The organism is Sinorhizobium garamanticum (assembly GCF_029892065.1).
In the GTDB taxonomy this organism is placed as follows: domain Bacteria; phylum Pseudomonadota; class Alphaproteobacteria; order Rhizobiales; family Rhizobiaceae; genus Sinorhizobium; species Sinorhizobium garamanticum.
This window is the reverse complement of record NZ_CP120373.1, coordinates 3707288-3728456: the sequence shown is the minus strand read 5'-3', so window position 1 is coordinate 3728456 and position 21169 is coordinate 3707288. Positions and strand designations below refer to the sequence as shown.

Below are 21169 nucleotides of genomic sequence, written 5' to 3'. Positions count from 1 at the left end.
AGCGGCTGTGTTTAGTGGAAGTGTCGGAGCGCCGACAAAAATACGGGAACTCAGGTCGAACTCGTGAACGAACGCTGTACCCCCGTGCTGAGAACCAAGAAATCTAGCGGCAACCATTTACGCCGACGACCGAATCTGAGCGGTGTCCCCGAAGCTGCAAATCGCCCGTTTCAGCGACTCCGAAGCGATCTGACAAACCTCTTCGCGAATCCGAGCGGACGTGACGACGATCCGCATGTCCATGCCGAACGGCCGATTTTATTGTGATTTTACTAGGGATCAGATTCCGAGCCGATGTGACGGGCTATATCTATCTTCCTGATTTGACAGGGAAATCGCTGGACAATGTGAGGTGCGGCGCAGTCCAAGTTCGACAACCGTAGTCACTGCGTGATTCCTTAGATCGGAATCGATCTAAGGACAAAATCATGCAGTAATTCAAAGTGCTACAGCGATCTTTGCGCGTCCGATTGGACGCGCGGCGCTTTAGACTACTCCAACGCCAATGAAGCGGCCTCTTTCTGGATGCGTCGCCACCGCTCCAGTTCGAGCGTTGCGTCTGGTAGGGCGCGATGGGGGGCGACCGCGGGCTCCATGATCTTGACGACCGTTGATACGAGCCCATCAACAACAGCGTCCGCTATGTCGTGACCAAGGATCGCTCGAGCAGCCTCGACGAAGGCATCATGGGAATGGCTGAGTCTCAGCGCATGACGCGGAAAGCCCGCAGTTCGTAGGAGCACGCTTAGCCACTTTCCGTCCCAAGACGGCGCGCTCGCATATAGCTGGTGGCCGGACAGGCTCTCGACCATTTCCGTGGCGATGATTTCAACAGGTACGCCCTCTGCCTCGAGCAGGCTCTTCGATATGCCATGTATCGATTCTGCGTCGGCGGACCAGTCGTCCCAACCGGAAGCTGGGCGGATGAGGCTGGTGCGGGCCGCGCCACTCTCGAACACCCACGCGACTTCAACCGGAAAGCTTGCCTTGGCGAGAGACGATGCTTCAAAATCCACGAATACGATCATGCATACGACCTAGAGCGGTTTTCCCGCGCAGCCACTATGCATGATTCCTCAAATCGGAATCGATTTGAGGACAAATCATGTAGCAGTTCGAAGTGCTTGGCGACCTTTGCGTGTCTCAAAGGACGCACGGCGCGGTAGGGCCACGAGCAGGGCCGGCGTTCGCGGGCTCCGCCGACAAGCGGCCAGATGTCCGCGCTAGGAACATCCCGTTGAATTAAGCATCCTTTTCTTAGCCCGCGCGTTCGGAATAGGACAGCCGAACAATTGAAGGCATCTGCAGCATGGAGGACGAAGCAGACACCCATCAAGAGGACGGCGACGGCAAGGTTGGCGAGACTGTCAGCTTTCCATTTGACCGGATGACCGTCCAGCGCTTTCGCGAGACGTTTCCGCGGGCTCGATGGAGCGAGGAGCGCAAGGCGTGGTTTGTTCCCGGATCCACGGCAGGGCGCAGGATCAATCGCTGGCTGGCGAGAGAAACGTCGAGAAAAGATCCCTACGCCGACCAGAAGGGCCGTGATGCTTACGCGTTCGAACCCATTCTCAGCCCGTACCTGAAGGTCGACAACAATGGCTTCCGGATTCGCACGCCGTACTCACGAAAGATCGTCGACGAGCTCCGTCAGGTGCCGTTTGCTCAATGGCAGCCGGCAGTCAAAGCATGGCGCGTGCCGTTCGCCTCCTACGACGACCTTCGGCGGCATTGGAAGGTGATTGAGGAAGAGGCAAAGCGCAACGAACCTGAGGAACGGCGCAAGCGCGCTGAGGCGCGCAAGGGAACCGCGGAGGAGAGGGCGGCACGACGCCGATCCGCGGAGAGGCGGCGTCGCCGTATCCCATTGTCTGCCGACGATTTGCCACCAATCGGTAAGCCGGTCTCGACCACCAGCTATGGGATCATTGTCATCACTGAGGTCACCGGTGAAGTCGTCGATCGAGACCTCGTCGCTGATGTTTACCGCGAGGTCACCGATGAACACATTTGGGGAAGATGGCGTGCGCCCAGCTTGGACGAACTCGTCCGAACCTGGCCTTCGAAAACCGAGCCGGGAACCTGCGAGGTTGAACGTGGTTGGTGGCAACCAACGATCGAGGAACTGCGCGAGGCCAGGAGGAAGGCGAGGGCGAAGGAACGAAAAGCTCGAACTACGCAGCAACCGATGGGATAGGGTATTCCCCGGAGGCGTCGCCGAAATGGGCCTCATTCGTTGTCACTTGGTATCGAGCGGCAGCGCTACGCTCGGGTTATAAACCTCTTCGAGCCGGCAGATTTGCACTTTCCACCTCCGGCAGCTCTCGTATTGCTGACAGGCAGCTCGTCGCCTCGGAATGCTCTCTTAGTCGAGCGAAGTGAATTCGTTGCAGGGTTTCGCTGCTGCTATCGCGCTTAATCGGGCCTGCCAGTTCGACGTCTGGCATAGCTTGAATCTTAGTGAGAACGCGAGCTCGCTGTTCGATGCTCACGCTCGCCCGGATGGTGAACACGATGTCCGTCATTGGCTTATGCCGGCGATGAGCTGTTCCAAGTTAAGACGACCATAGCCGAAATCGGGCGTGAAGTCTTGGTTACCCATCGCGGGCACCTTGTCGGCGCTCGAAGCCAGTGCGCTTCGGATCACGGCAGGGCTTCGTTCGCCACCATTCGCGATGTAGAGCGCTGCAGCCGCTGCAACATGCGGCGTTGCCATCGAGGTGCCCGGCCACGCGTCATAGTCCGTTTCACGAATGTCGGGCTTTCCCTGTCTCCAACGCCCGTCCGGTCCTCTTTCTGCCTTCCAACCCATCTGCCCGGGATAGGTCGGGAGCGTCGACCAGATTGCCTCACCTGGAGCTGCGATCGTTATGTGATTGCCACGGTTGGAAAAGTTGGTGACGCGATCCTGCAAGTTTGTTGCGCCGACGGCGATTACGCCCGGGATGGCTGCGGGATATGAGATCGGACTACCTTCACGTCTGTCGTTCCCCATGGCCGCAACGACGGTCGTTCCATTTGCCAGCAGCTCCTCGAAGGCAGCGCTCTCTGTCGGGTCGGGCGCCCCAGCACCACCGATCGAGAGATTGATGACGTCGATGCCCGCATCCGCGCAGTCGAGAAGCGCGCGTAGATACATGACCGGATCCACGAAATAAGCATACTCCGCCGTTCCATCTGGATACGTCAGCAGGTCGGGGCGGTCATCGAAGATCTTCCAGGCGTGGATTCTCGCCCGCGATATTCCATTGATGCCGAGATCGTTGTTGATCGTTGCCGCAATGGTGCCCGTTACATGGGTGCCATGTCCGATGAGATCCTGAGACGAGCTCGCGCCGGGAAGATCCGGATGCTCATAAGTGTACTGAGCCACCTGCTCACTGAGGTCGGGATGGGTGGCGTCTATGCCGGTATCGAGGACGGCTACCTTAACGCTGCCCGCATCGTCATATCCGTTCAGGTTTCGCGCTTCGTCCCACCTGATCCTGCGCAGGTTCCACATCGTGTGGGCTAGGGGAGGTACTGCGGCAATCCGGCCGCGAGGCGCTGCCGGCGATTTCTTCTTGGCCGAACCAGCCGATCTGCGCGGCGACCTCGCGGCAAGATAACGAAAAGGGACCCTGGAAACAGATGCGACGCTTGGATCGCCCGCGAGAGCAACCTGAAGCTGTCTGACGTCCGCATCGCTTGCGAGCTCAATCAGACTGGTCGCTCCGCCTGGAGTCCGTCCATCCAGGGCGGCGTTCAGACTCAACGCCGATGCAGACGCCCCTTCTTCCTCGCTGACAGGAATTATCTGCGGCCCCAGTTTGGAGTCCGGTTCTCTTGCCGGTCGCACCAGCATGCGACTGAAGTAGTGAGGGGACGAACGAGAGACGGGCGTCACACGCTTTACCAATCCAGCCCGCTCACAGAAGATCAAAGCCTCTAGACCCGCGGTAAGTGGAGGGCGGGAAGCAGCAACGGCGGCTTCCAAGCTCCGGTGATGCGGCTGAGGCTTCATTCGCACGAACAGCATCCCCTCGTGATAGACTGGCAGGCCGGCATTTATGAACAACGGTCCCATACTTAAGATCCTCCTGCTGCGAGGAACACCGCTTTGCCCCTCGCAATACTTTTCTCAACGGCTCAACTGGTCTCAACGTCTCAGCTGGGCTCCTTGCCACTGGTTGGCACTTGCCGACGAATGGAATCTTCGTTTTGTCGATGGTTGCGAGGTCCTCTGCGGCCGGAGTGGTGACGAGTGCGTTTCCTTAATGCAGAGGATGTCGATCTCCGGCAGGCCGTTATAGCGCTGCGCCCTCCGCGCTTGCCAATCCGAGAGCCAGCGTCATATCGTTGATTATTCCAAAGCGGGCTTGAATCACTGCAATTTTCGCGGGAGTGTCGGCACAAGACGCCTCGATATCCATGAACAATTGTTCGAACCCCCTGGCGTGACGGTGCCGAACATCTGGCTCGGTTCGTCGCCTATGTTTCGCCAACTGTGTTGCACATGCGGTGGCAGAACGACCACTGTTCCTGGGGGTGCGTCGAACTCCTCATCACCGCGTTGGAAACGATAGAGCCCACGGATAACGCGAAACACTTCGGTCTCTCGTGTGTGAGTGTGAGGAGCCGGGCCGTGGCCCGGGGGGCGTGAAGGTTTCCCACATCCCGAAAGCGCCTCCCGTCTCGGCGGCCGTGACATGGATAACAACCTTGGCCCCAAAAGGCGTTTTCGCTATGCGCTCTCTGCCAGGTAAGGAGACAACTGCATTCCGGAAAGTCGACATCGCCACCCTCCCCAGTCGGTTGTAACATGTATAGCAGGTTGCCGAGCGGTGGTTAATCCACCGGAGCGACCAGACAGGGTTGCAGGTGCGACTAAGTCTGTTCGCCAGGCATTCTGAGGCGGCCTTCGCGAGACGCGTCTTGTCGGTTCCGTGTGCTGGTCCTCAACCACTAAAATCTGAGAGTTGAGCCCAGGCGATTGAACGGCCAATATACCTTCCGCCTGAATTCGGGGAGATGACCATGGACGCCGATCTGACCGAGTTGTTTATGGGAATAGGTGCGGCACTGCTCGTGCTTGTGACATTGGTCGCAATCGCACCCGAGGTGGGCGCGCCGACAGACGCCATTGCGATCTCTGTTGCATCGGCATCGTAGAAAGTCTTTCCCCTGGCATTTCGACCTGTTGGGCGGCGTCAAACCGGCCCGCCTGTAGCGTCAGTCACCTCCGGTTTAGTCGGCGCGACTTCTCCTTCGTGAATTGGGAGGAGAATGGCGGCGCGAAGATGGGCTCCTCATCCGTGATCGCCCTGCCTGTGCCCCGATCAACAAAAAAGGTCGGGCTAAACCCGACCTTCCTGCAGCCATTGCCAGTACATCCGTGGTCAATGGCGATGGGGCTATCCTTAGTTGCCGAACGTAACGGGAGCGTGACAATGGCACGATGCGAGTAGTTGTCCCTGTAGTAGACGAAGCCGACGACGACCACCTCTTGATGACAAGTAGCTGACCGATCATCACGGCCGCTATGCCGCAGGCACGTGAACGTTGCGTGCGGCACCGCCGCCGGTGTCAAAGCTAGTCATCGCGCCCGAGTCCCGCTTTTTGACGCAACCGGGCCGAACCATAAGCTTTAGCGCGCGAGGAAGAGATGAAGGTCCCAGAACGGGGCAGAAGGGACTATTGGGGCGTCGCCCTGGGACCTCGCGCGCCCACGCCGGCATCGGGGGATAGTCCGCCGTTGGCGCTCAATTCCGCCAATATGTGTCGGGAGGACCATTCCGCAACGGCCTTAGGACCTATGGCTGTGCCGCGTCGGACTAAGGTCCGATACATGCCCATTTTGGGCTGCCTTCGGCGGGTTCGCTGGAACACTCTTGAACCCAACGGGTTCGGCTCCGGAAGGGATTTTACGTGGAGTACTTCCGATGAAAGGTATCCTCATAAAGAGTGCAATTGCTTTGAGCCTCGGCGTCACCTACGTGCCGGCTCTCGCGCAGACCGAGCAGCCGGCACAAGGACAGTCCACCGAATGTCCGGCAGGCACCGAATGTCCGCAAGGAGGTGCGCAGGGCCAGCAGCCCGACACGCAGGGTGCCCCAGCGCAACCGGAAGGTGAAGGTACCGAACAGCCAGGTCAGCCCATGGAAGAACCGCAGCCTGATGCTGAGCAGGGTGGGACCGGACAGCAGCCGCAACCCGATACCGGCACGCCGGAGCAACAGCAGCAAGATCAAGTCGCTCCCGAAGCGGAGCAGCCGACCCAACCCGACACCGAACAGCAGCCTCCGGAAGGACAAACGGACCAGCAGCAACCGGATCAAGGCCAGACCGAGCAGCAACCCGATCAGGGGCAGACCGAGCAGCCGCAAGGCGAAACCGGTCAGGATGAATCGCAGCAGGGCCAGACCACTGGCGGCGATGTCAACGTGACCGTGGAACAGAAGACGGAAATCACGCAGATCATCAAAGAGGAGAATGTTGAGCCCGTCGATGTTGATATCAACGTGACGGTCGGCGCAGCCGTCCCCGAAACCGTCGAACTGAGGCCACTCCCGCCGCGTATCGTGAAGATCGTGCCACAATACGAGGGCTACCGCTTCTTCGTCCTGGCCGATGGCCGGATCGTAATCGTAGAACCCTCGTCGCTTAAGATCGTCGTGATCCTGGCGTAGGTCTTGCGAATCACGAGGTCCGGCACGGTTTGCTGCGAGCCTTAGCTTCGCGCCTGCGATCTTTCCGCCTTGGCGCACACGCGGCTGAGAGGCTGACATAGCAAGGCGGGCGGAACTTCCGGGCTGCTGTCTTGTTAGTCTGGTCAGGAGGAGCGCATGCCACCGCCAAAAGAGATGGATTTCGTATTGGCCAGTCTTCCTTTGAGGATAGGGACCTATGTTCCCGATGATCTCATTGAAGACTGGTTCGGTCCGGGCACGGGAATGAATCCGCCGGCTCCGGCAGCATTGGCGGAAGCTGCGTCCTACGGCCGGCGATTCGAATGTGAATTCAAGCATTATCCCGAGCGCAAGGAGGGCGTTTTCTGGAAATGGGTACCAGCGATCTAAATCAGGACAGATTGGAGGCGAAAGCGATTGCTGCGGTCGCCGAAGAGCTTGAACGGCAGGCAGCCGAAAATCCCTCGAAACTCAGTGTCCGCCGAACCAGAGGCAAACTCACCGTCAATGGTGAAATCGATGTCGACGCGGTGGTGATGGTGGTCGTCGGATCGATGGCAGGTGGCCCGTGAACCGCGCCACAGGCAGTCCGAGAGGCTGACCCGCCATCGTGGTCCACGCAGGAGTGCTCGGCGACAGGGCTGAGCTGACTTGGGGGCGGCCGCCCCTGGAACTTATCCGTTCCAGCATCGTTCAGCTTTAGCAACGACTTAAATGAGGACATGGAGGAGAAGCCATGAACATCGGCAAGGTTCTCGCAACCGGATTAACAGTGGCCGGTGCCCTTATGGCCCTGCCATCTGCTTCGCCGGCCCAGTCAATAGACTTGTATCTTGGCCCGGGCGGGCCCGATGTGCGAATGCGCGAGCGAGATTATGACCGCGACGACTATCGATCGAATCGCGGTTGCAGCGAACGCCAGGCCATTCGCCGCGCCTACGCCCTGGGTCTAGATGATCCTGAGGTCGAATCCGTTACCCGCAGGCAGGTCGTCGTCGACGGCGTCGGTCGCCGTGGCCGATACACGACCGTATACTTCGCAAATCGACCAGGCTGCCCTCGCATAGGCTAACGCCTGTTGTTCAGGCGCAAAGGTCGATGAGCAATCGTCTCCCGATCTCCTACCTAATTGGGTCGGGCTGAGCCGGTTGTGTATATCGACAAGCCGCGGGCCGGCCGAATGGAGGCCGGCCCGCGGCGCTTGCCGTCAAGATCACTCGCCGCCGCGATATCGCAGATCTGCGACGAATTTCTGTTCGCCAGAAATCTGGCCCCCGCTCGCGCCTACGGCGCCCCGCGTCCCCCAGACGCGCAAGACGCTGTAGCACTTCGAATTGCTGCATGTCTTATCCCGGCTAGGATTTAGGACATGCAGTGGCACTTTTGAGCCTTGACCACTCAGACGCGACCGGCAGCGCCATTGGCCGCCAATTCTTGCGCGATGCATCTTCACCGACTTCTGTGGACGTTCATGCCCGGTTCAGTCACGGCAAGGAAAGATCGCCCGATCGGAAACAGATTCGGTGATATGAATGAAGAAGATCGGTGTATTCGTCCTTGCGGCGGTTACGGCATTCACAAGCTACGCTCCGGCTCAGGCCATGCCCTTTGCGCCGGCGCCGCAGTCGAACCCGAGCGGGATAGAATTGGTCCACCATAAGCCCTGGCACCATGGCGGGCCGCGTCGCGGTTGGCGCGGCGACGACGGGCCTCGTTACAGTCATTACAACGGTTATCGCGGTTATCGCTACCGTCGCGACGGATATCGTCGGCACAATGACGGATGGTGGTATCCATTGGCGGCGTTCGGAGCGGGCATGGTAATCGGGGGTGCAATTGCAGCGCCGCCGCCGCCGCGACGTGTCTATACGGATGCCAGCCGGGCTCATGTCGATTGGTGCTATGGGCAGTACCGCTCCTACCGAGCATACGACAACAGCTTCCAGCCTTACTACGGGCCTCGCCAGCAGTGTGTCTCGCCCTACTACTAAGCGTGACTGCTGAGCGTGCCCGAAGCTATTGCATGTTTCCTCAAATCGTACCCGATTAAAGGATAAGGAGATGCAGCACTGCAAAGTGCTACGCCGCCCTTTGCGCGTCTGATAGGACGCGCGGCGCTGCAAGTGTCGCCTGATTTCCTGAAACGGATCAGCCGTTCAAAGTGATACCGCACCACACGTCTCAAAAGACGTGTGGTGCGGTCTCATGCAGCAACTGAACGCAGCGAGCAAAAAAGCCTACTGCGCCGGAGCCGCGGGCTGCTGTGGCGTCGCGGGCTGCTCTGGAGTTGCGGGTGGAGTTGCGGGGGGCGTTGCCGGTTCCGTCGGCGTCGGAGCAGGAGTCGTTTCGGTTGTCTGTGGGCCAGACGCTGGCATTAGATACACTACGGCAAGGATGATGAGTGCGACAACGATAATGCCGATGACCACATTTCTGTTCATGGCGACTCTCCTCGGGTTGGTCGTCTCAATGTGAATATTGGCCCAGCATTCGGATTTTTCAACCAATAGAATTGAAGGCGTCTCCAATCTACCGAAGACTGCAGCCGCGTTTTCAGGCCATGCAAGAGCTTCCTGCGATTGACGCGCGCGAGACATGCACCGCGGGAAGTCGCGCGCATGCAGGATCTCATTCGGTCTTTGGCGGAGCTCGTCGGTCCAAGAGTTTCTGGAAGATCTCCGCCTGTTGTTCCGCAGCTGAACGAATCGCGGCGAGATGGTCGAGCATCGAGCCGAACGCAACCAGAATGAGTCCGCCGGCGATCGCCGGGAATGCCCAGGGGAGCACGGCCAGCAGCGTCCTGATATCGAGCGAGGGTATCAGCGTCATTGCAAGCAGTGCGAGCGTGCCGATTGCGATGACACCGCCCAGAAATTCGAGAAACTTTCCCATTGTTCCTCCCGTTTTTCGATTGCTTTCGTGCGTTGCTCCCCGGTCCAAATTGCCTGGTCCCGTCCTCAGAAAAAACCCCCGGTAGTGGGGGCCGGGGGCGTCGATCGAAACGATCTCAAGCGTCAGAATTTCACCCCGACGCCGACTGTGAATTGATGTTGGTCGAGATCGACATCGACGCCACCGACATCCTTGTCGCCAAAATCATTGTAGCGATACTCGGCACGACCGAAGACGCTGTTGGTGAAGCCATAATCGACGCCGCCTCCGATGGTCCAGCCGTTGAAGGTCTCCTTTTCCTTCGGCGCGCCGGCAACATCGACGAAGCCGCGAGTCACTGCCCAGCCACCGGTCGCGTACAACAGGGCTTTTTCGTTCAAGGTGTAGCCGACGCGCCCGCGCACCGATCCGGAAACGTCGGTTCCGACCTCGGTGTTTGCGCCGAAGATGTTGAAGGTCTTGTCGTTCCAGTTGTAGGTGACGTCTCCTTCGATACCAAGAACCCAGTCACCCTGCTGGTAATTGTAACCGGCGAAAGCGCCGAAAAGGCCGCCATTGAAGTCCCTCGAGGCGCTTGCGCCGGGGACGCTTAAATCGCTGTTGAGCCATCCGCCGCCGCCCTGGAGGCCGACATAGCCACCGGTCCAGACGAATGTGGGAGTTGCTTCGACAACCGGCGCTGGCGCTGGAGTCTCCGCCAGGTCTGCTGCGTTAGACGTTCCCGCCAGCAGCGACGCGCCGAAGATCGCAACAAGCACGGTTCTGCTCATTCCAGATGCCTCCTGTTGTCTAACTCCAGAGATTATCAACTTATGGGAAACGAGTCTGCCAAAAATCAGTTCGGCCGAATTGCACGCATCGCGAAAAAAAACGGGCCGGCGGGTTTGGATTCCGACCGGCCCGTCCCGGAAAAATCGCGGAAAGGGGAACGTCTCTGCGCGGGGCTGCAAAATGCCGCGCGAAGGGAGATCGATTGCCTGTCGATAATGCCTGAACGGCGATTTTGGAATTGACACATCGCGCATAAAATTTGACGTTATGCGCATGTCGCAACGCGTCGAAAAACAATCTCCGATTGAGGTCGTGGTTGTCGTCCTGCCCGAGTCATCGATCATGTCGCTGGCCTCGGTACTGGATCCGATGCGTGCCGCAAACCGCGTGGCCGGTAGACAGGTCTTTCGCTGGCGGTTGCTGTCCGGCGATGGAGAGGCGACGATGCTGACCTGCGGCATTCCGATCGATGTCGAGGGTCGATTCGCGCCGCCGCTCGGCGGTGATCTTCTCCTGGTGATCGGAGGCTTCAATCTCCACAAGCATGCCGGCAAGCGGTTTCTTGCGATGCTGCAGGAGTGCGCCCGTCATTTCGATATCGTCGCGGGGATCGAATCCGGCTGTTGGTTGCTCGGGCGGTCGGGGCTTCTCAATGGCCGCAAAGCAACGGCGCATTGGGAAGAACTCGAGGATTTCAGCCAGACTTTTCCCGCGCTTACCGTCATCGGTGACCGCTTCGTGACCGACGGCAAATATTGGACCTCCGGCGGCGCTTCGCCGACGTTCGACATGATGCTGCATCTGATCACCGAGAGGTTGGGGCCAGCTCTGGCGCTCGATGTGGCAAGTATCTTCGTTTACGATCAGATGCACAGCGCCACCGATGTGCAGCCTTTTGTGTCGCTTGGCCGCATTGAGGCGCGCGATCCGGAGCTTGCCGGCGCGATAAGGCTGATGGAACGCACGCTGGAGCGACCGTTGACCGTGGCGGCGTTGGCGCGTCGGTTATCGATCTCGCGCCGTAAGCTCGAACTCCTCTTCGCCAGGGGGCTCTCGATCAGCCCCGCTGCCTATTATCTCCGCCTTCGGCTCCAGGTCGCGCACCGACTTGTCCGCGATTCGGCGATTCCGATACGGGACATCGCGTTGCGTTGCGGCTTCGACAGCCTCTCGGCCTTCTCGCGCGCTTACAGCCGTGAATATCAATCGAGCCCGTTGAAGATGCGAAGCGTCACCCGCGGAGAAACTTCTCTGCGCGCCGAAGTGGCGCATGGTCGTAAAGGGGATTCGCTCCCTGGTTCAGACGCGGGATGACGTATCAGCGGGACGATCGGGCAGACGCGCTCGCCGCGCAGGCTCTTTCGAACTCCTTGACCGTTTCCGGCGTGTTGTCTTCTGGCAAGACAGCGTCGGCGGCATCTGTCTGGGCCGTGGCATCGCCTTCATACACATAGGACTGAATGTAATAGGCAATCTCACCCTTCCAGACCCTGCGGCCGTCTATCTCCTCGCAGGCGACAGCGTGTTCGAAGTCCGCTTGCAAGTCTTCCACCGTGGCGTCATTGGAAAGCGCGCTCGTAGGAGCCAGGAGCGAAGCGAGGAACAGGGCGGTATACATAATGGCTGTCCTTTTGACGCAGGCTGCGGAGGGAAACAGTTGGAGGGCTCGTTGGTTCCATTTGATAGAGAACGGATTGCGCGCTTACGGAAGAGCCAATTTCGCGAGCCCGAGCTTTCTCCGCCGCGCGATGTGTATGAGCCACAGTTCGAGATTCGTCGAAGCGCGACGTGTGCCGAGGAAATGCCAAAAGACCTCCCGCTTACCGCAATTGCCTGCGGTGGCGGACGGAGGTATGAGGTAGCTATGAAGGTTCGTGGTCACCCAAATGTCGCCCCGATGCGAAGCCAAAAGATGACGCTTTACGTGAACTATCTTCGGTAAATTATTGTTTTTTGGTGAGCGCGCAGGGATTCGAACCCTGGACCTACTGATTAAAAGTCAGTTGCTCTACCGACTGAGCTACGCGCTCCCGCGCCGCGGCCGCAAAGCCCGGTGGAAGTGCGCGGACATATGCACACGAGCTTGGCTGCGGTCAACCTAAAAAATGCATATACCACGCTTATGCATTCGGTGCGAAGCGATCGGAAATCGAGAATGTAGGCGAATGGCTTCCATCGATCAGGTTTCGGTCAAAGGGCCGGGCGCGTGCGGCAAAATGATCGCCAAAAGGTGATTGGTTTCGCTGTATACGTATACGTATAGAGAGCGATATGCCGAGTGCCGGAGTTCTAGCCGTTGTCGATTGCTGATATTTCCATCTGGACCGCCATCCTCGCAGGCGCTCTGTCCTTTCTTTCGCCCTGCGTCCTGCCACTCGTCCCGCCGTACCTCTGCTATATGGCCGGCGTCTCCGTTGACCAGTTTCGCGGTGGTGACGCCGTCGCAGTCGCCAGCACCCGGCGCGCCGTGCTGCCGGCGGCACTGTTTTTCACGCTCGGTTTTGCGACCGTCTTTGTGGCGCTCGGGGCGGGCGCGTCGTCGATCGGCCTCCTGTTGCGGCAATATGTGGATCTGCTGTCGCGTATCGGTGGCATCATTATCATCGTCATGGGCTTGCATTTCCTCGGCGTCTTCCGCATCGGGCTGCTTGCCCGTGAGGCGCGCTTTCAGGGCGGTGGCAAGCCCGCGACACTATCCGGCGCCTATATCATGGGCCTTGCTTTCGCCTTCGGCTGGACACCCTGCATCGGCCCTGTTCTCGGTACCATTCTCGGGGTTGCCGCCGCCCGCGACACCGTAAGCGACGGTGCGCTGCTGTTGGCGATCTATTCGCTAGGCCTTGCCGTTCCGTTTTGGATCGCAGCCGGGTTTTCCGGGGCGTTCATGCATTTTCTCTCGCGCTTCCGGCGTCATCTCGGTCTCGTCGAGAAACTGATGGGCGCGCTGCTCGTCCTGGCGGGCCTCGCCTTCCTCTTCGGCTTCATCAGTTCGGTCGCGATCTGGTTCCAGCAGACCTTTCCCATCCTGATGCAAATCGGCTAAGCACCGCCGCAGGCAAGGGAAGGGGACATGACGGAAATTGCAGGCCTGGTGCTGCCCTTCTTCGGGCTGATTTTTCTCGGCTATCTTACTGCTCGTCTTGTCGATCATCCCGGCGAGGCGATGGGCTGGCTGAACACGTTCATCGTTTATCTCGCCTTGCCTGCGCTTTTCTTCAAGCTGGTCTCGCGCACACCCGTGGAAGAACTGACGCGCGCGGACTTTATCTTGACCAGTGTTGGGACGACCTATGTGGTCTTTGCCCTGATCTTCTCGGTCGGCCTGTTTCTACGCCGGAACACCATTGCGGAGGCGACGATCCAGGGATTTGCTGCCGCCTACGGCAATATCGGCTATATGGGGCCCGGGCTGGCGCTGCTTGCGCTCGGTGAAGCTGCGGCCGTTCCGGTTGCACTGATCTTCTGCTTCGAGAACGCGGCGCACTTTACTGTTGCGCCAGCAATGATGGCGACTGTGGGCGGCCGGAAGGAGCCGCCTGCTGTCCTCGTGCTTGGCATTGTGCGAAGGATAGCGCTGCATCCCTTCATTTTGTCGACTTTGGCCGGTGTCGTCGCCGCTTTCCTCGCGGTACAGCCACCGGTGCCGGTGCAGCGGCTGATCGATTATCTGGCGCAAGCAGCCGCTCCTTGCGCGCTGTTTGCCATGGGCGTTACCCTGGCGCTGCGGCCGATCAAGCGGATCCCTGTCGAAATCGGTTACATCGTTCCGGTGAAGCTCGTTCTCCACCCTGTGTTGATGTATGTCGCGCTCAGCCTCGGCGGTGGATATGATCCCGTCTGGGTGCAGACGGCGGTGCTGCTCGCATCGCTGCCGACGGCGACGAACGTGTTCGTGATCGCGCACCAGTACCATGTCTGGCAGGAGCGCGCCTCGGCGACAATCCTCATCACGACGCTGCTTTCGGTCGCGACCGTAACCGGCTTGCTTTTTCTGATCCGGTCAGGCGCTCTTCCAGCTGATCTTTAGGCTCTCCTTAAGCGCGTGAATGGCGCTGCCGGGATGAATGCCTTCGCGCATCAGCAGCCCGCGAAGTGGGCCGGCGGATGAGAGCAGATGCAGGCCAATCGCGCGCAGCGCCTGAACCGGAAGGAATCCGGAGAGCAGCGAGCGGTTGAGAAGATCGACACTCGCGGTTCTGCTGACGATATCGATACGCCTGCGGCTGTCGAATCGATCGCCCGTGTCAGCCGGCAATTTGCCGTCGGTCGCCGGTCCCACGAGTTCGACCAGCGTCATGACATCGCGCAGGCTCAAGTTGAGTCCCTGGGCCCCGATCGGCGGAAAAGCATGCGCCGCTTCGCCAACCAGCATGGTGCGGCCCTTGCCGAAGCGGCGGGCCGTCATGCCAGAGAGCGGGAAGAATTGCGGGATGCCTTCTGCTGTAACCTTGCCGAGTATCGATTGTAGCCGATCCTCGATCGTCCGCGAAAGCACATCCGGCGCGAGCTTCAGCGTCGCTTCCGCATCGCGCGGTTTCTGGACCCAGACGAGGCTCGATCGGTTGCCGGGAAGTGGAACCTGCGTGAACGGGCCGGCTTCGGTGTGGAACTCGGTTGAAACGTCCTGGTGCGGAAGCTCATGGCCAAAATTCAGCACGACAGCCGTCTGCGGATAGGACCATGTGTGCACGGAGATGCCCGCCGCCTCGCGCACGGCAGAGCGCCGGCCATCGGCGCCGATGATCAGGTCGGCAGTGATCGTTTTCCCGTCGTCGAGTCCGATCCGGACTTCCTCTTCGTGGAAATCGAAGGTCGTGGCCGCCACGGTCATCCGATCGAGCGTCGGCAAGTCGGCTTCATGCTTCTCCAGGATTTCGAGGAAGGGCGCATTTGGAATGTTGTAGCCGAAGGCGTCCAATCCCACTTCCGGTGCCCTGAAGTTGACCGGCGGCGCACGCAGCAGCCGTTTTGTGTCGTCGATGATATGAATGGCGACGAGCGGGGCCGTGAGCGGCACGGTCTCATTCCAGAGATCGAGCTTCTTGAGGTATTCGATCGACTGGTCCATGAGCGCGGTCGTGCGTCCGTCGGCGATCGCAGGCTTCGGCCCGATCAGCGCGACCCGGTGGCCGTTTCGCGCCAGCGCGATTGCGGCGAGCGAACCTGCAAGGCCCGCTCCGATGATGACAATGTCATAGTGATCCATAGCCGACGCATCCCTGCGCATTCTCTTGAAGTCTCGGTAGTCGTTCTACTCGCATAGCCCATTGAAATAAATGGGCAGATTCAACGCGGAAGCAAGCGCCGCGTGTCCACAGGACAATTCCCTTGCGATGATTTTGCAGTTGAATTTTGCTGGCGATGCATTGCAAACGGTGCATATTACGGCCAAAGCGCCGGCGATGCGGTCGAGGTGTAGCCTCGTGGCCGCGCAAAAGGCCGGATGTAGGGGATAGGCGGCGTCGCCCATGAAGTTCTTTAACTACAGAAGAGTTCCCTATGCGGAAATAAGGGCCTTCTCCGTACACATTCTGACGGCCTCCGGTTCGTTCCTGGCTTTCCTTGGGGTCGTGGCGGCGGCTGAACATCGCTTCGTCGATATGTTCTGGTGGCTCGGGCTGGCGCTGCTCGTCGACGGCATCGACGGGCCGATCGCGCGCAAGGTACAGGTCAAGGAAGTGCTGCCCAACTGGTCGGGCGACACGCTCGACAACGTCATCGACTACGTGACCTACGTCTTGCTGCCCGCATTCGCGCTCTATCAAAGCGGTATGATCGGCGAACCTTGGTCCTTCGTGGCCGCAGGCGCCATCGTCGTGTCGAGCGCGATCTATTATGCGGACATGGGAATGAAGACGGACGAGTACTTCTTTTCCGGCTTCCCGGTCGTCTGGAACATGGTCGTTTTCACGCTCTTCGTCATCCAGGCGAGCGAAGTGACGGCGTCGATCGTCGTTTTCCTTTCCGTCGTGCTGACGTTCCTGCCGATCAATTTTCTCCATCCCGTGCGCGTCAAACGGCTAAGACCACTCAACCTCGGCGTTTTCCTGGCCTGGTCCGCGCTCGGCATGTATGCTCTGCTTCTGCATTTCGAGACACCCGACTGGGTGGCTATTGGCGTCGTAGCGACCGGGCTCTACCTCTACGTCATCGGTTTTGTTCTGCAGATATTTCCCAATCTCGGCCGCGCGTAGGAGTTGACCATGGCACAGGCGATCGTTATTCGCGAACTCGGAGGACCCGAGGTCCTGAAAATGGAAGGGGTGACGCTGTCGGCGCCCGGGCCTGGCGAGGTCCAGATCCGGCAGGTGGCAGTTGGCCTCAACTTCATCGACGTCTATTTCCGCACCGGCCTCTACAAATCGGCAACCGGCCTGCCATTCATTCCGGGCAAGGAGGGAGCGGGCATCGTCACCGCCGTGGGTGACGGAGTGAACCTGTTCTCGATCGGCGACCGCGTTGCCTACGCGTCGGCCGATGGCGCCTATGCAAGCGAACGCAATGTCGAGGCATCGCAATTGGTCAAGGTCCCCGACGGGATCAGCCTGGAAACGGCGGCTGCGATGATGCTTAAGGGCATGACCGCCCAATATCTGCTCAATCAGACCTTCAAGGTCGGCCCGGAGACGACATTGCTCTTCCACGCGGCAGCCGGCGGCGTCGGTCTGATCGCCGGGCAGTGGGCGAAGGCGCTGGGCGCGACCGTGATCGGCACGGCCGGCTCGCAGGAGAAGATCGATCTGGCGCTCGCCCACGGCTACGACCATGTCATCGACTACCGGACTGACAATTTCGTCGCGCGCGTCAAGGCGCTGACTGGCGGTCGCGGCGTCGATGTCGTTTACGATTCGGTCGGTCACGATACCTATCCGGCGTCGCTCGACTGCCTGAAACCGCGCGGGCTCTGGGTCAGCTTCGGCAACTCTTCCGGGCCGGTGGAGGCGTTCAGCATCGGTCTCCTGGCGCAGAAGGGCTCGCTCTTTGCAACACGCCCGACGCTCTTCAGTTATGTCTCGACGCGAGCGGCATTGGAGGCGTGCGCAAATTCCCTGTTTGATGTTGTGCAAAGCAACAAAGTGCGTATCAATATCAATCAGACCTATCCGCTCGCCGAGGCCGGCCGGGCGCATACGGATCTGGAAACAAGAAAAACGAGTGGAACGACGTTGTTGATTCCGTGATCGAAACCTGAAGGTGGGCGGGGATCAATAGAGGGGAAAAGAGGGCAGCGTGCCTGGTAAGGGACAAACTGCGAGCGGTCCGTTGTTGGCCGTGAGCAACCTGACGAAATTGTTCGGCTCGTTCGCAGCCTGCAACGCGATCAATCTGCAGATAGAGCCCGGGGAAATCCACGCCTTGCTTGGCGAGAACGGGGCGGGCAAGTCTACCCTGGTGAAAATGCTGTTCGGCGTGCTCGCGCCCACGGCCGGCGAGATCACGTGGCAGGGTGAACCCGTGCGCATCGGCAGCCCCGGTGACGCGCGCAAGCTCGGCATCGGCATGGTTTTCCAGCATTTTTCCTTGTTCGAGGCGCTGACCGTCGCAGAGAATATCGCGCTTTCGATGGATCGGAACGTCTCGCTTGGCCGCGTCGCGGACGAGGCGTCGCGGCTGTCGCACGCCTATGGTCTGCCTCTCGACCCCAAGGCGCATGTGGCGGATCTTTCAGTCGGCGAGCGCCAGCGGATCGAGATCGTGCGTGCACTCTTGCAGAATCCGCAGTTGATCATTCTCGACGAGCCGACCTCGGTGCTGACGCCACAGGAGGCCGACCGCCTGTTCGAGACGCTTCGGAAACTGAAGTCGGAAGGCCGCTCCGTCCTCTATATCAGCCATCGTCTCGAGGAGGTGCAGCGCCTTTGCGACCGGGCGACGGTTCTGAGACACGGCAAGGTGACGGGAGCTTGTGATCCCCGCGTGGAAACACCGGCCTCGTTGGCGCGGATGATGGTCGGAAGCGATGTCGCGCCGGTGACCCCGGAGGGCACGACCACCAAAGGCGATGTTCAGTTGGAGGCGCGCCATCTTTCGGTTGCGGCGCGCACGCCTTTCGCGGTTTCGTTGAAGAACATCTGTCTCAAGGTTCGGGCGGGTGAGGTGCTGGCGATCGCTGGCGTCGCCGGTAATGGGCAGAGCGAGCTTTTCGACGCCTTGTCGGGTGAATATCCGGTCGCCGACGACAACGCGGTACAGATACGGCAGAGGCCCGTTGGAACGCGGAATATCAATGCGCGACGGCTCATGGGCGCCGGCTTCGTTCCGGAGGAGCGGCATGGGCACGCGGCCGTTGCAGCACTTTCCTTGTCGGACAATCTGGTCCTAGCACGCAATCAATCCGACAAGCGGGCCTTTCTGGGCGGCGGATTCCTCAGGATCATTCGCCAGAGCGCGGTGAAGGCTGCAACGAGGCGGATTTCCGAGGCGATGGATGTTCGCAAGAGCGGCGAGGACCCCCCGGCGGGTTCACTCTCGGGCGGCAACCTGCAGAAATTCATTGTCGGCCGCGAACTCGATCGCCAACCGTCCGTGCTCGTGGTGAACCAACCGACCTGGGGCGTCGACGCGGGGGCGGCAAGCCGCATTCGCCAGGCACTGGTCGACCTTGCCAAGGCAGGTTCCGCCGTGCTCGTCATCAGCCAGGACCTCGACGAAATATTCGAAGTGGCGACCGAGATCGCCGTCATCAGCGAGGGGCGCCTTTCCGATCCCTATCCGGCACGGGAACTGTCACGCGAGAAGATCGGGCTATTGATGGGGGGCATGTACGCCAAGACGGAAGGCGCGGGAGCAGCCCATGCGCATTGAACTCGAAAAACGCACCAAAGTCTCGACGCTGTTCTCACTCCTGTCGCCGTTCATCGCTTTCGCGCTGACCATCGTCTTCGGCGGCATCATGTTCGCACTGCTCGGCAAAAATCCGGTGACCGCACTCTACAGCTTCTTCGTCGAACCGTTGATCGAAGTCTGGTCGCTGCACGAACTGGCGATCAAGGCTGCGCCGTTGATCCTGATCGGTGTCGGCCTCTCCGTCTGCTTCCGTTCCAACAACTGGAACATCGGTGCCGAAGGCCAGTTCATCATGGGGGCGATCGCGGGATCGATCCTGCCCGTCGTCTTCTATGACTGGCAATCGCCGATGGTGCTGCCGATGATGATGTTGCTCGGCATGCTTGGCGGCGCACTTTTTGCGGCGATACCGGCCTTCCTGAAGGCGCATATGAACACCAACGAGATCCTGACGAGCCTGATGCTGGTCTATGTGGCCCAGCTTTTCCTCGACTGGCTCGTGCGCGGACCCTGGCGCAATCCGCAGGGCATGAATTTTCCGGAAACCCGCAGCTTTGCCACCGATGCGATCCTGCCCGAGATACTCGCTTCCGGACGCACGCATTGGGGCTTCGCCTTCGCCATCATTGCCGCGGTTCTGGTCTGGTTCATGATGCGTTATACGCTGCGAGGCTTCGAGATCACCGTGCTTGGCCAATCCGCGCGGGCAGGGCGCTTCGCCGGCTTTTCGTCGCGTAAGATGATCTGGTTTTCGATGCTGTTCTCGGGAGCATTGGCGGGGCTTGCCGGGATCGCGGAAGTAAGCGGCGCCATCCAGCAATTGCGGCCGGTAATCTCGCCCGGCTACGGCTTCACGGCAATCATCGTCGCCTTCCTCGGTCGCCTCAATCCGCTCGGCATTATCGCCGCCGGCCTCGTCCTGGCGTTGACCTATCTCGGTGGCGAGGCGGCCCAGCTCTCGATCGGCGTATCTGAAAAAGTCACGCGTGTCTTCCAGGGGCTGCTGCTCTTCTTCGTGCTGTCCTGCGACACGCTCATTCACTATCGCATAAGGCTGGTGTGGGAGAGGTTCGCCGCGATCAAGACGGATGGAAGCCACTGATGGGCATCGTTGAAGCAATCCTGTTGAGCGTCATCACGGCGGCTACCCCGCTCGTCCTTGCCGCCGCGGGCGAACTTGTCGCAGAGCGATCCGGCGTCCTCAATCTCGGCGTCGAGGGCATGATGATCATGGGCGCCGTGTGCGCCTTTGCCGCGACACAGCTCAGTGGTTCGCCCTACGTTGGCCTGCTTGCCGGCATCGCATGCGGGTCGCTGTTTTCGCTCCTTTTTGCCTTCCTTACGTTGACGCTTGTCGCCAATCAGGTGGCGACCGGCCTGGCATTGACGCTCCTGGGGCTTGGCGTCTCCGGTATGCTGGGCGAGAGTTTCCTCGGGATGCAAGGGATCAAGCTGCAACCGATCGCGATACCGCTCCTCTCCCAGATTCCGTTTCTCGGACCGCTGCTGTTTCGACAGGACGCCATTTTCTATCTATCGATCGCAGTGGTTGCCGGTATCCATTGGTTCTTGTTCCGGAGCCGCACGGGCCTGAAGTTGCGCGCCGTCGGCGACAGTCACGCCTCTGCCCATGCGCTCGGCGTCGACGTCATCAGAACGCGCTATCTGGCCGTCTTGTTTGGCGGTGCCTGCGCCGGTCTCGCCGGTGCGCAGCTGTCACTCGTCTATACGCCGCAATGGGTGGAGAACATGTCGGCGGGGCGCGGCTGGATTGCGCTTGCCCTGGTGGTCTTCGCGTCCTGGCGCCCCTGGCGCATCGTCGCCGGCGGATATCTGTTCGGGGCGGTTTCGATCAGCCAGCTTCACGCGCAGGCTTTCGGCATCGGCATTCCCTCGCAGTTCCTTTCTTCGCTTCCCTATGTTGCGACAGTTGTCGTACTTATCCTTATCTCACACAACCGGCGCATGACCCTGATCAACACGCCGGCATCGCTCGGCAAACCGTTTGTGCCGGACCGGTGAACAACAACAAGCCAGACGGAAGTTCTCAA

General features: G+C 59.9%; 22 protein-coding genes, 1 tRNA gene and 1 pseudogene. 15 read left to right on the top strand and 9 right to left on the bottom strand.

Annotated features, from left to right (window positions below; all coding sequences use genetic code 11):
• Positions 1–491: 491 nt before the first annotated feature.
• The gene (locus PZN02_RS17570; protein WP_280659214.1) at positions 492–1028 is read right to left on the bottom strand and encodes a transcriptional regulator; all 537 of its coding nucleotides are present in this window, start codon (positions 1026–1028) and stop codon (positions 492–494) included.
• Positions 1029–1309: 281 nt separating this feature from the next.
• On the opposite strand from PZN02_RS17570, the gene PZN02_RS17565 reads away from it, so the two are divergent.
• Entirely contained in the window at positions 1310–2197 is an 888-nt protein-coding gene (locus PZN02_RS17565; protein WP_280659213.1) for a hypothetical protein, read from the top strand.
• Positions 2198–2273: 76 nt separating this feature from the next.
• On the opposite strand, the gene PZN02_RS17560 is transcribed toward PZN02_RS17565, so the two are convergent.
• From PZN02_RS17560 to PZN02_RS17550, 3 genes and pseudogenes are all read right to left on the bottom strand, one after another.
• Positions 2274–2525, bottom strand: coding sequence for a hypothetical protein (locus PZN02_RS17560; protein WP_280659212.1), 252 nt, complete (start codon positions 2523–2525; stop codon positions 2274–2276).
• Positions 2522–4066, bottom strand: a complete 1545-nt coding sequence (locus PZN02_RS17555; protein ID WP_342394705.1) for a S8 family peptidase — start codon at positions 4064–4066, stop codon at positions 2522–2524. The genes PZN02_RS17560 and PZN02_RS17555 overlap by 4 nt, the downstream gene beginning before the upstream one ends.
• Before the next feature lie 220 nt (positions 4067–4286).
• Positions 4287–4775 (bottom strand): annotated as a pseudogene (locus PZN02_RS17550) (cupin domain-containing protein).
• Between the two features lie 241 nt (positions 4776–5016).
• On the opposite strand from PZN02_RS17550, the gene PZN02_RS17545 reads away from it, so the two are divergent.
• The 6 genes from PZN02_RS17545 (at position 5017) to PZN02_RS17520 (ending at position 8659) form a co-directional block, all read left to right on the top strand.
• Positions 5017–5151 (top strand): hypothetical protein, encoded by a 135-nt coding sequence (locus PZN02_RS17545; RefSeq protein ID WP_280659210.1) that lies wholly within the window; start codon positions 5017–5019, stop codon positions 5149–5151.
• 770 nt (positions 5152–5921) lie between these two features.
• Positions 5922–6668 (top strand): DUF1236 domain-containing protein, encoded by a 747-nt coding sequence (locus PZN02_RS17540; protein WP_280659209.1) that lies wholly within the window; start codon positions 5922–5924, stop codon positions 6666–6668.
• 156 nt (positions 6669–6824) lie between these two features.
• Positions 6825–7058, top strand: coding sequence for a hypothetical protein (locus PZN02_RS17535; RefSeq protein ID WP_280659208.1), 234 nt, complete (start codon positions 6825–6827; stop codon positions 7056–7058).
• Positions 7040–7240 (top strand): hypothetical protein, encoded by a 201-nt coding sequence (locus PZN02_RS17530; protein WP_280659207.1) that lies wholly within the window; start codon positions 7040–7042, stop codon positions 7238–7240. Before PZN02_RS17535 ends, PZN02_RS17530 begins: the two co-directional genes overlap by 19 nt.
• A gap of 164 nt (positions 7241–7404) precedes the next feature.
• The gene (locus tag PZN02_RS17525) at positions 7405–7740 is read left to right on the top strand and encodes a hypothetical protein (protein WP_280659206.1); all 336 of its coding nucleotides are present in this window, start codon (positions 7405–7407) and stop codon (positions 7738–7740) included.
• Between the two features lie 460 nt (positions 7741–8200).
• Complete coding sequence (locus PZN02_RS17520; RefSeq protein ID WP_280659205.1) at positions 8201–8659, top strand: BA14K family protein; 459 nt, start codon at positions 8201–8203, stop codon at positions 8657–8659.
• A 637-nt stretch (positions 8660–9296) separates the two neighbouring features.
• On the opposite strand, the gene PZN02_RS17515 is transcribed toward PZN02_RS17520, so the two are convergent.
• A complete protein-coding gene (locus PZN02_RS17515; RefSeq protein ID WP_225106174.1) occupies positions 9297–9560 on the bottom strand; it encodes a hypothetical protein in 264 nt (87 codons plus the stop codon).
• A 122-nt stretch (positions 9561–9682) separates the two neighbouring features.
• Positions 9683–10330: an outer membrane protein gene (locus PZN02_RS17510; protein ID WP_280659204.1), complete on the bottom strand. Its 648-nt coding sequence runs from the start codon at positions 10328–10330 to the stop codon at positions 9683–9685.
• A gap of 274 nt (positions 10331–10604) precedes the next feature.
• On the opposite strand from PZN02_RS17510, the gene PZN02_RS17505 reads away from it, so the two are divergent.
• The gene (locus PZN02_RS17505; RefSeq protein ID WP_280659203.1) at positions 10605–11645 is read left to right on the top strand and encodes a GlxA family transcriptional regulator; all 1041 of its coding nucleotides are present in this window, start codon (positions 10605–10607) and stop codon (positions 11643–11645) included.
• A 4-nt stretch (positions 11646–11649) separates the two neighbouring features.
• Here the strand turns inward: PZN02_RS17505 and PZN02_RS17500 are convergent, their stop codons facing one another.
• Both PZN02_RS17500 and PZN02_RS17495 read right to left on the bottom strand, forming a co-directional pair.
• Positions 11650–11949 (bottom strand): hypothetical protein, encoded by a 300-nt coding sequence (locus PZN02_RS17500; RefSeq protein ID WP_280659202.1) that lies wholly within the window; start codon positions 11947–11949, stop codon positions 11650–11652.
• A gap of 336 nt (positions 11950–12285) precedes the next feature.
• Positions 12286–12361 (bottom strand) — tRNA-Lys (locus PZN02_RS17495).
• 266 nt (positions 12362–12627) lie between these two features.
• On the opposite strand from PZN02_RS17495, the gene PZN02_RS17490 reads away from it, so the two are divergent.
• A complete protein-coding gene (locus PZN02_RS17490; protein ID WP_280659201.1) occupies positions 12628–13374 on the top strand; it encodes a cytochrome c biogenesis CcdA family protein in 747 nt (248 codons plus the stop codon).
• A 27-nt stretch (positions 13375–13401) separates the two neighbouring features.
• Positions 13402–14358 carry an AEC family transporter gene (locus PZN02_RS17485; protein ID WP_280659200.1) on the top strand — a complete coding sequence of 319 codons (957 nt, stop codon included), beginning with the start codon at positions 13402–13404 and terminating at the stop codon, positions 14356–14358.
• On the opposite strand, the gene PZN02_RS17480 is transcribed toward PZN02_RS17485, so the two are convergent.
• Positions 14332–15537: a UbiH/UbiF family hydroxylase gene (locus tag PZN02_RS17480; protein ID WP_280659199.1), complete on the bottom strand. Its 1206-nt coding sequence runs from the start codon at positions 15535–15537 to the stop codon at positions 14332–14334. The genes PZN02_RS17485 and PZN02_RS17480 overlap by 27 nt on opposite strands.
• Before the next feature lie 262 nt (positions 15538–15799).
• Here PZN02_RS17480 and pcsA point away from each other — a divergent pair, with 262 nt between their 5' ends.
• Genes pcsA through PZN02_RS17455 form a run of 5 tightly spaced genes read left to right on the top strand, consistent with a single transcriptional unit; the run spans position 15800 to position 21140 of the window.
• Positions 15800–16525, top strand: coding sequence for a phosphatidylcholine synthase (gene pcsA, locus PZN02_RS17475; protein ID WP_280659198.1), 726 nt, complete (start codon positions 15800–15802; stop codon positions 16523–16525).
• Positions 16526–16534: 9 nt separating this feature from the next.
• Positions 16535–17512, top strand: a complete 978-nt coding sequence (locus PZN02_RS17470; RefSeq protein WP_280659197.1) for a quinone oxidoreductase family protein — start codon at positions 16535–16537, stop codon at positions 17510–17512.
• A gap of 49 nt (positions 17513–17561) precedes the next feature.
• On the top strand, positions 17562–19136 hold the full coding sequence (locus PZN02_RS17465; protein ID WP_280659196.1) for an ABC transporter ATP-binding protein: 1575 nt from the start codon (positions 17562–17564) through the stop codon (positions 19134–19136).
• Entirely contained in the window at positions 19126–20220 is a 1095-nt protein-coding gene (locus PZN02_RS17460; protein ID WP_280659195.1) for an ABC transporter permease, read from the top strand. Before PZN02_RS17465 ends, PZN02_RS17460 begins: the two co-directional genes overlap by 11 nt.
• On the top strand, positions 20220–21140 hold the full coding sequence (locus tag PZN02_RS17455) for an ABC transporter permease (protein ID WP_280659194.1): 921 nt from the start codon (positions 20220–20222) through the stop codon (positions 21138–21140). The genes PZN02_RS17460 and PZN02_RS17455 overlap by 1 nt, the downstream gene beginning before the upstream one ends.
• The last annotated feature ends 29 nt before the right edge of the window (positions 21141–21169 follow it).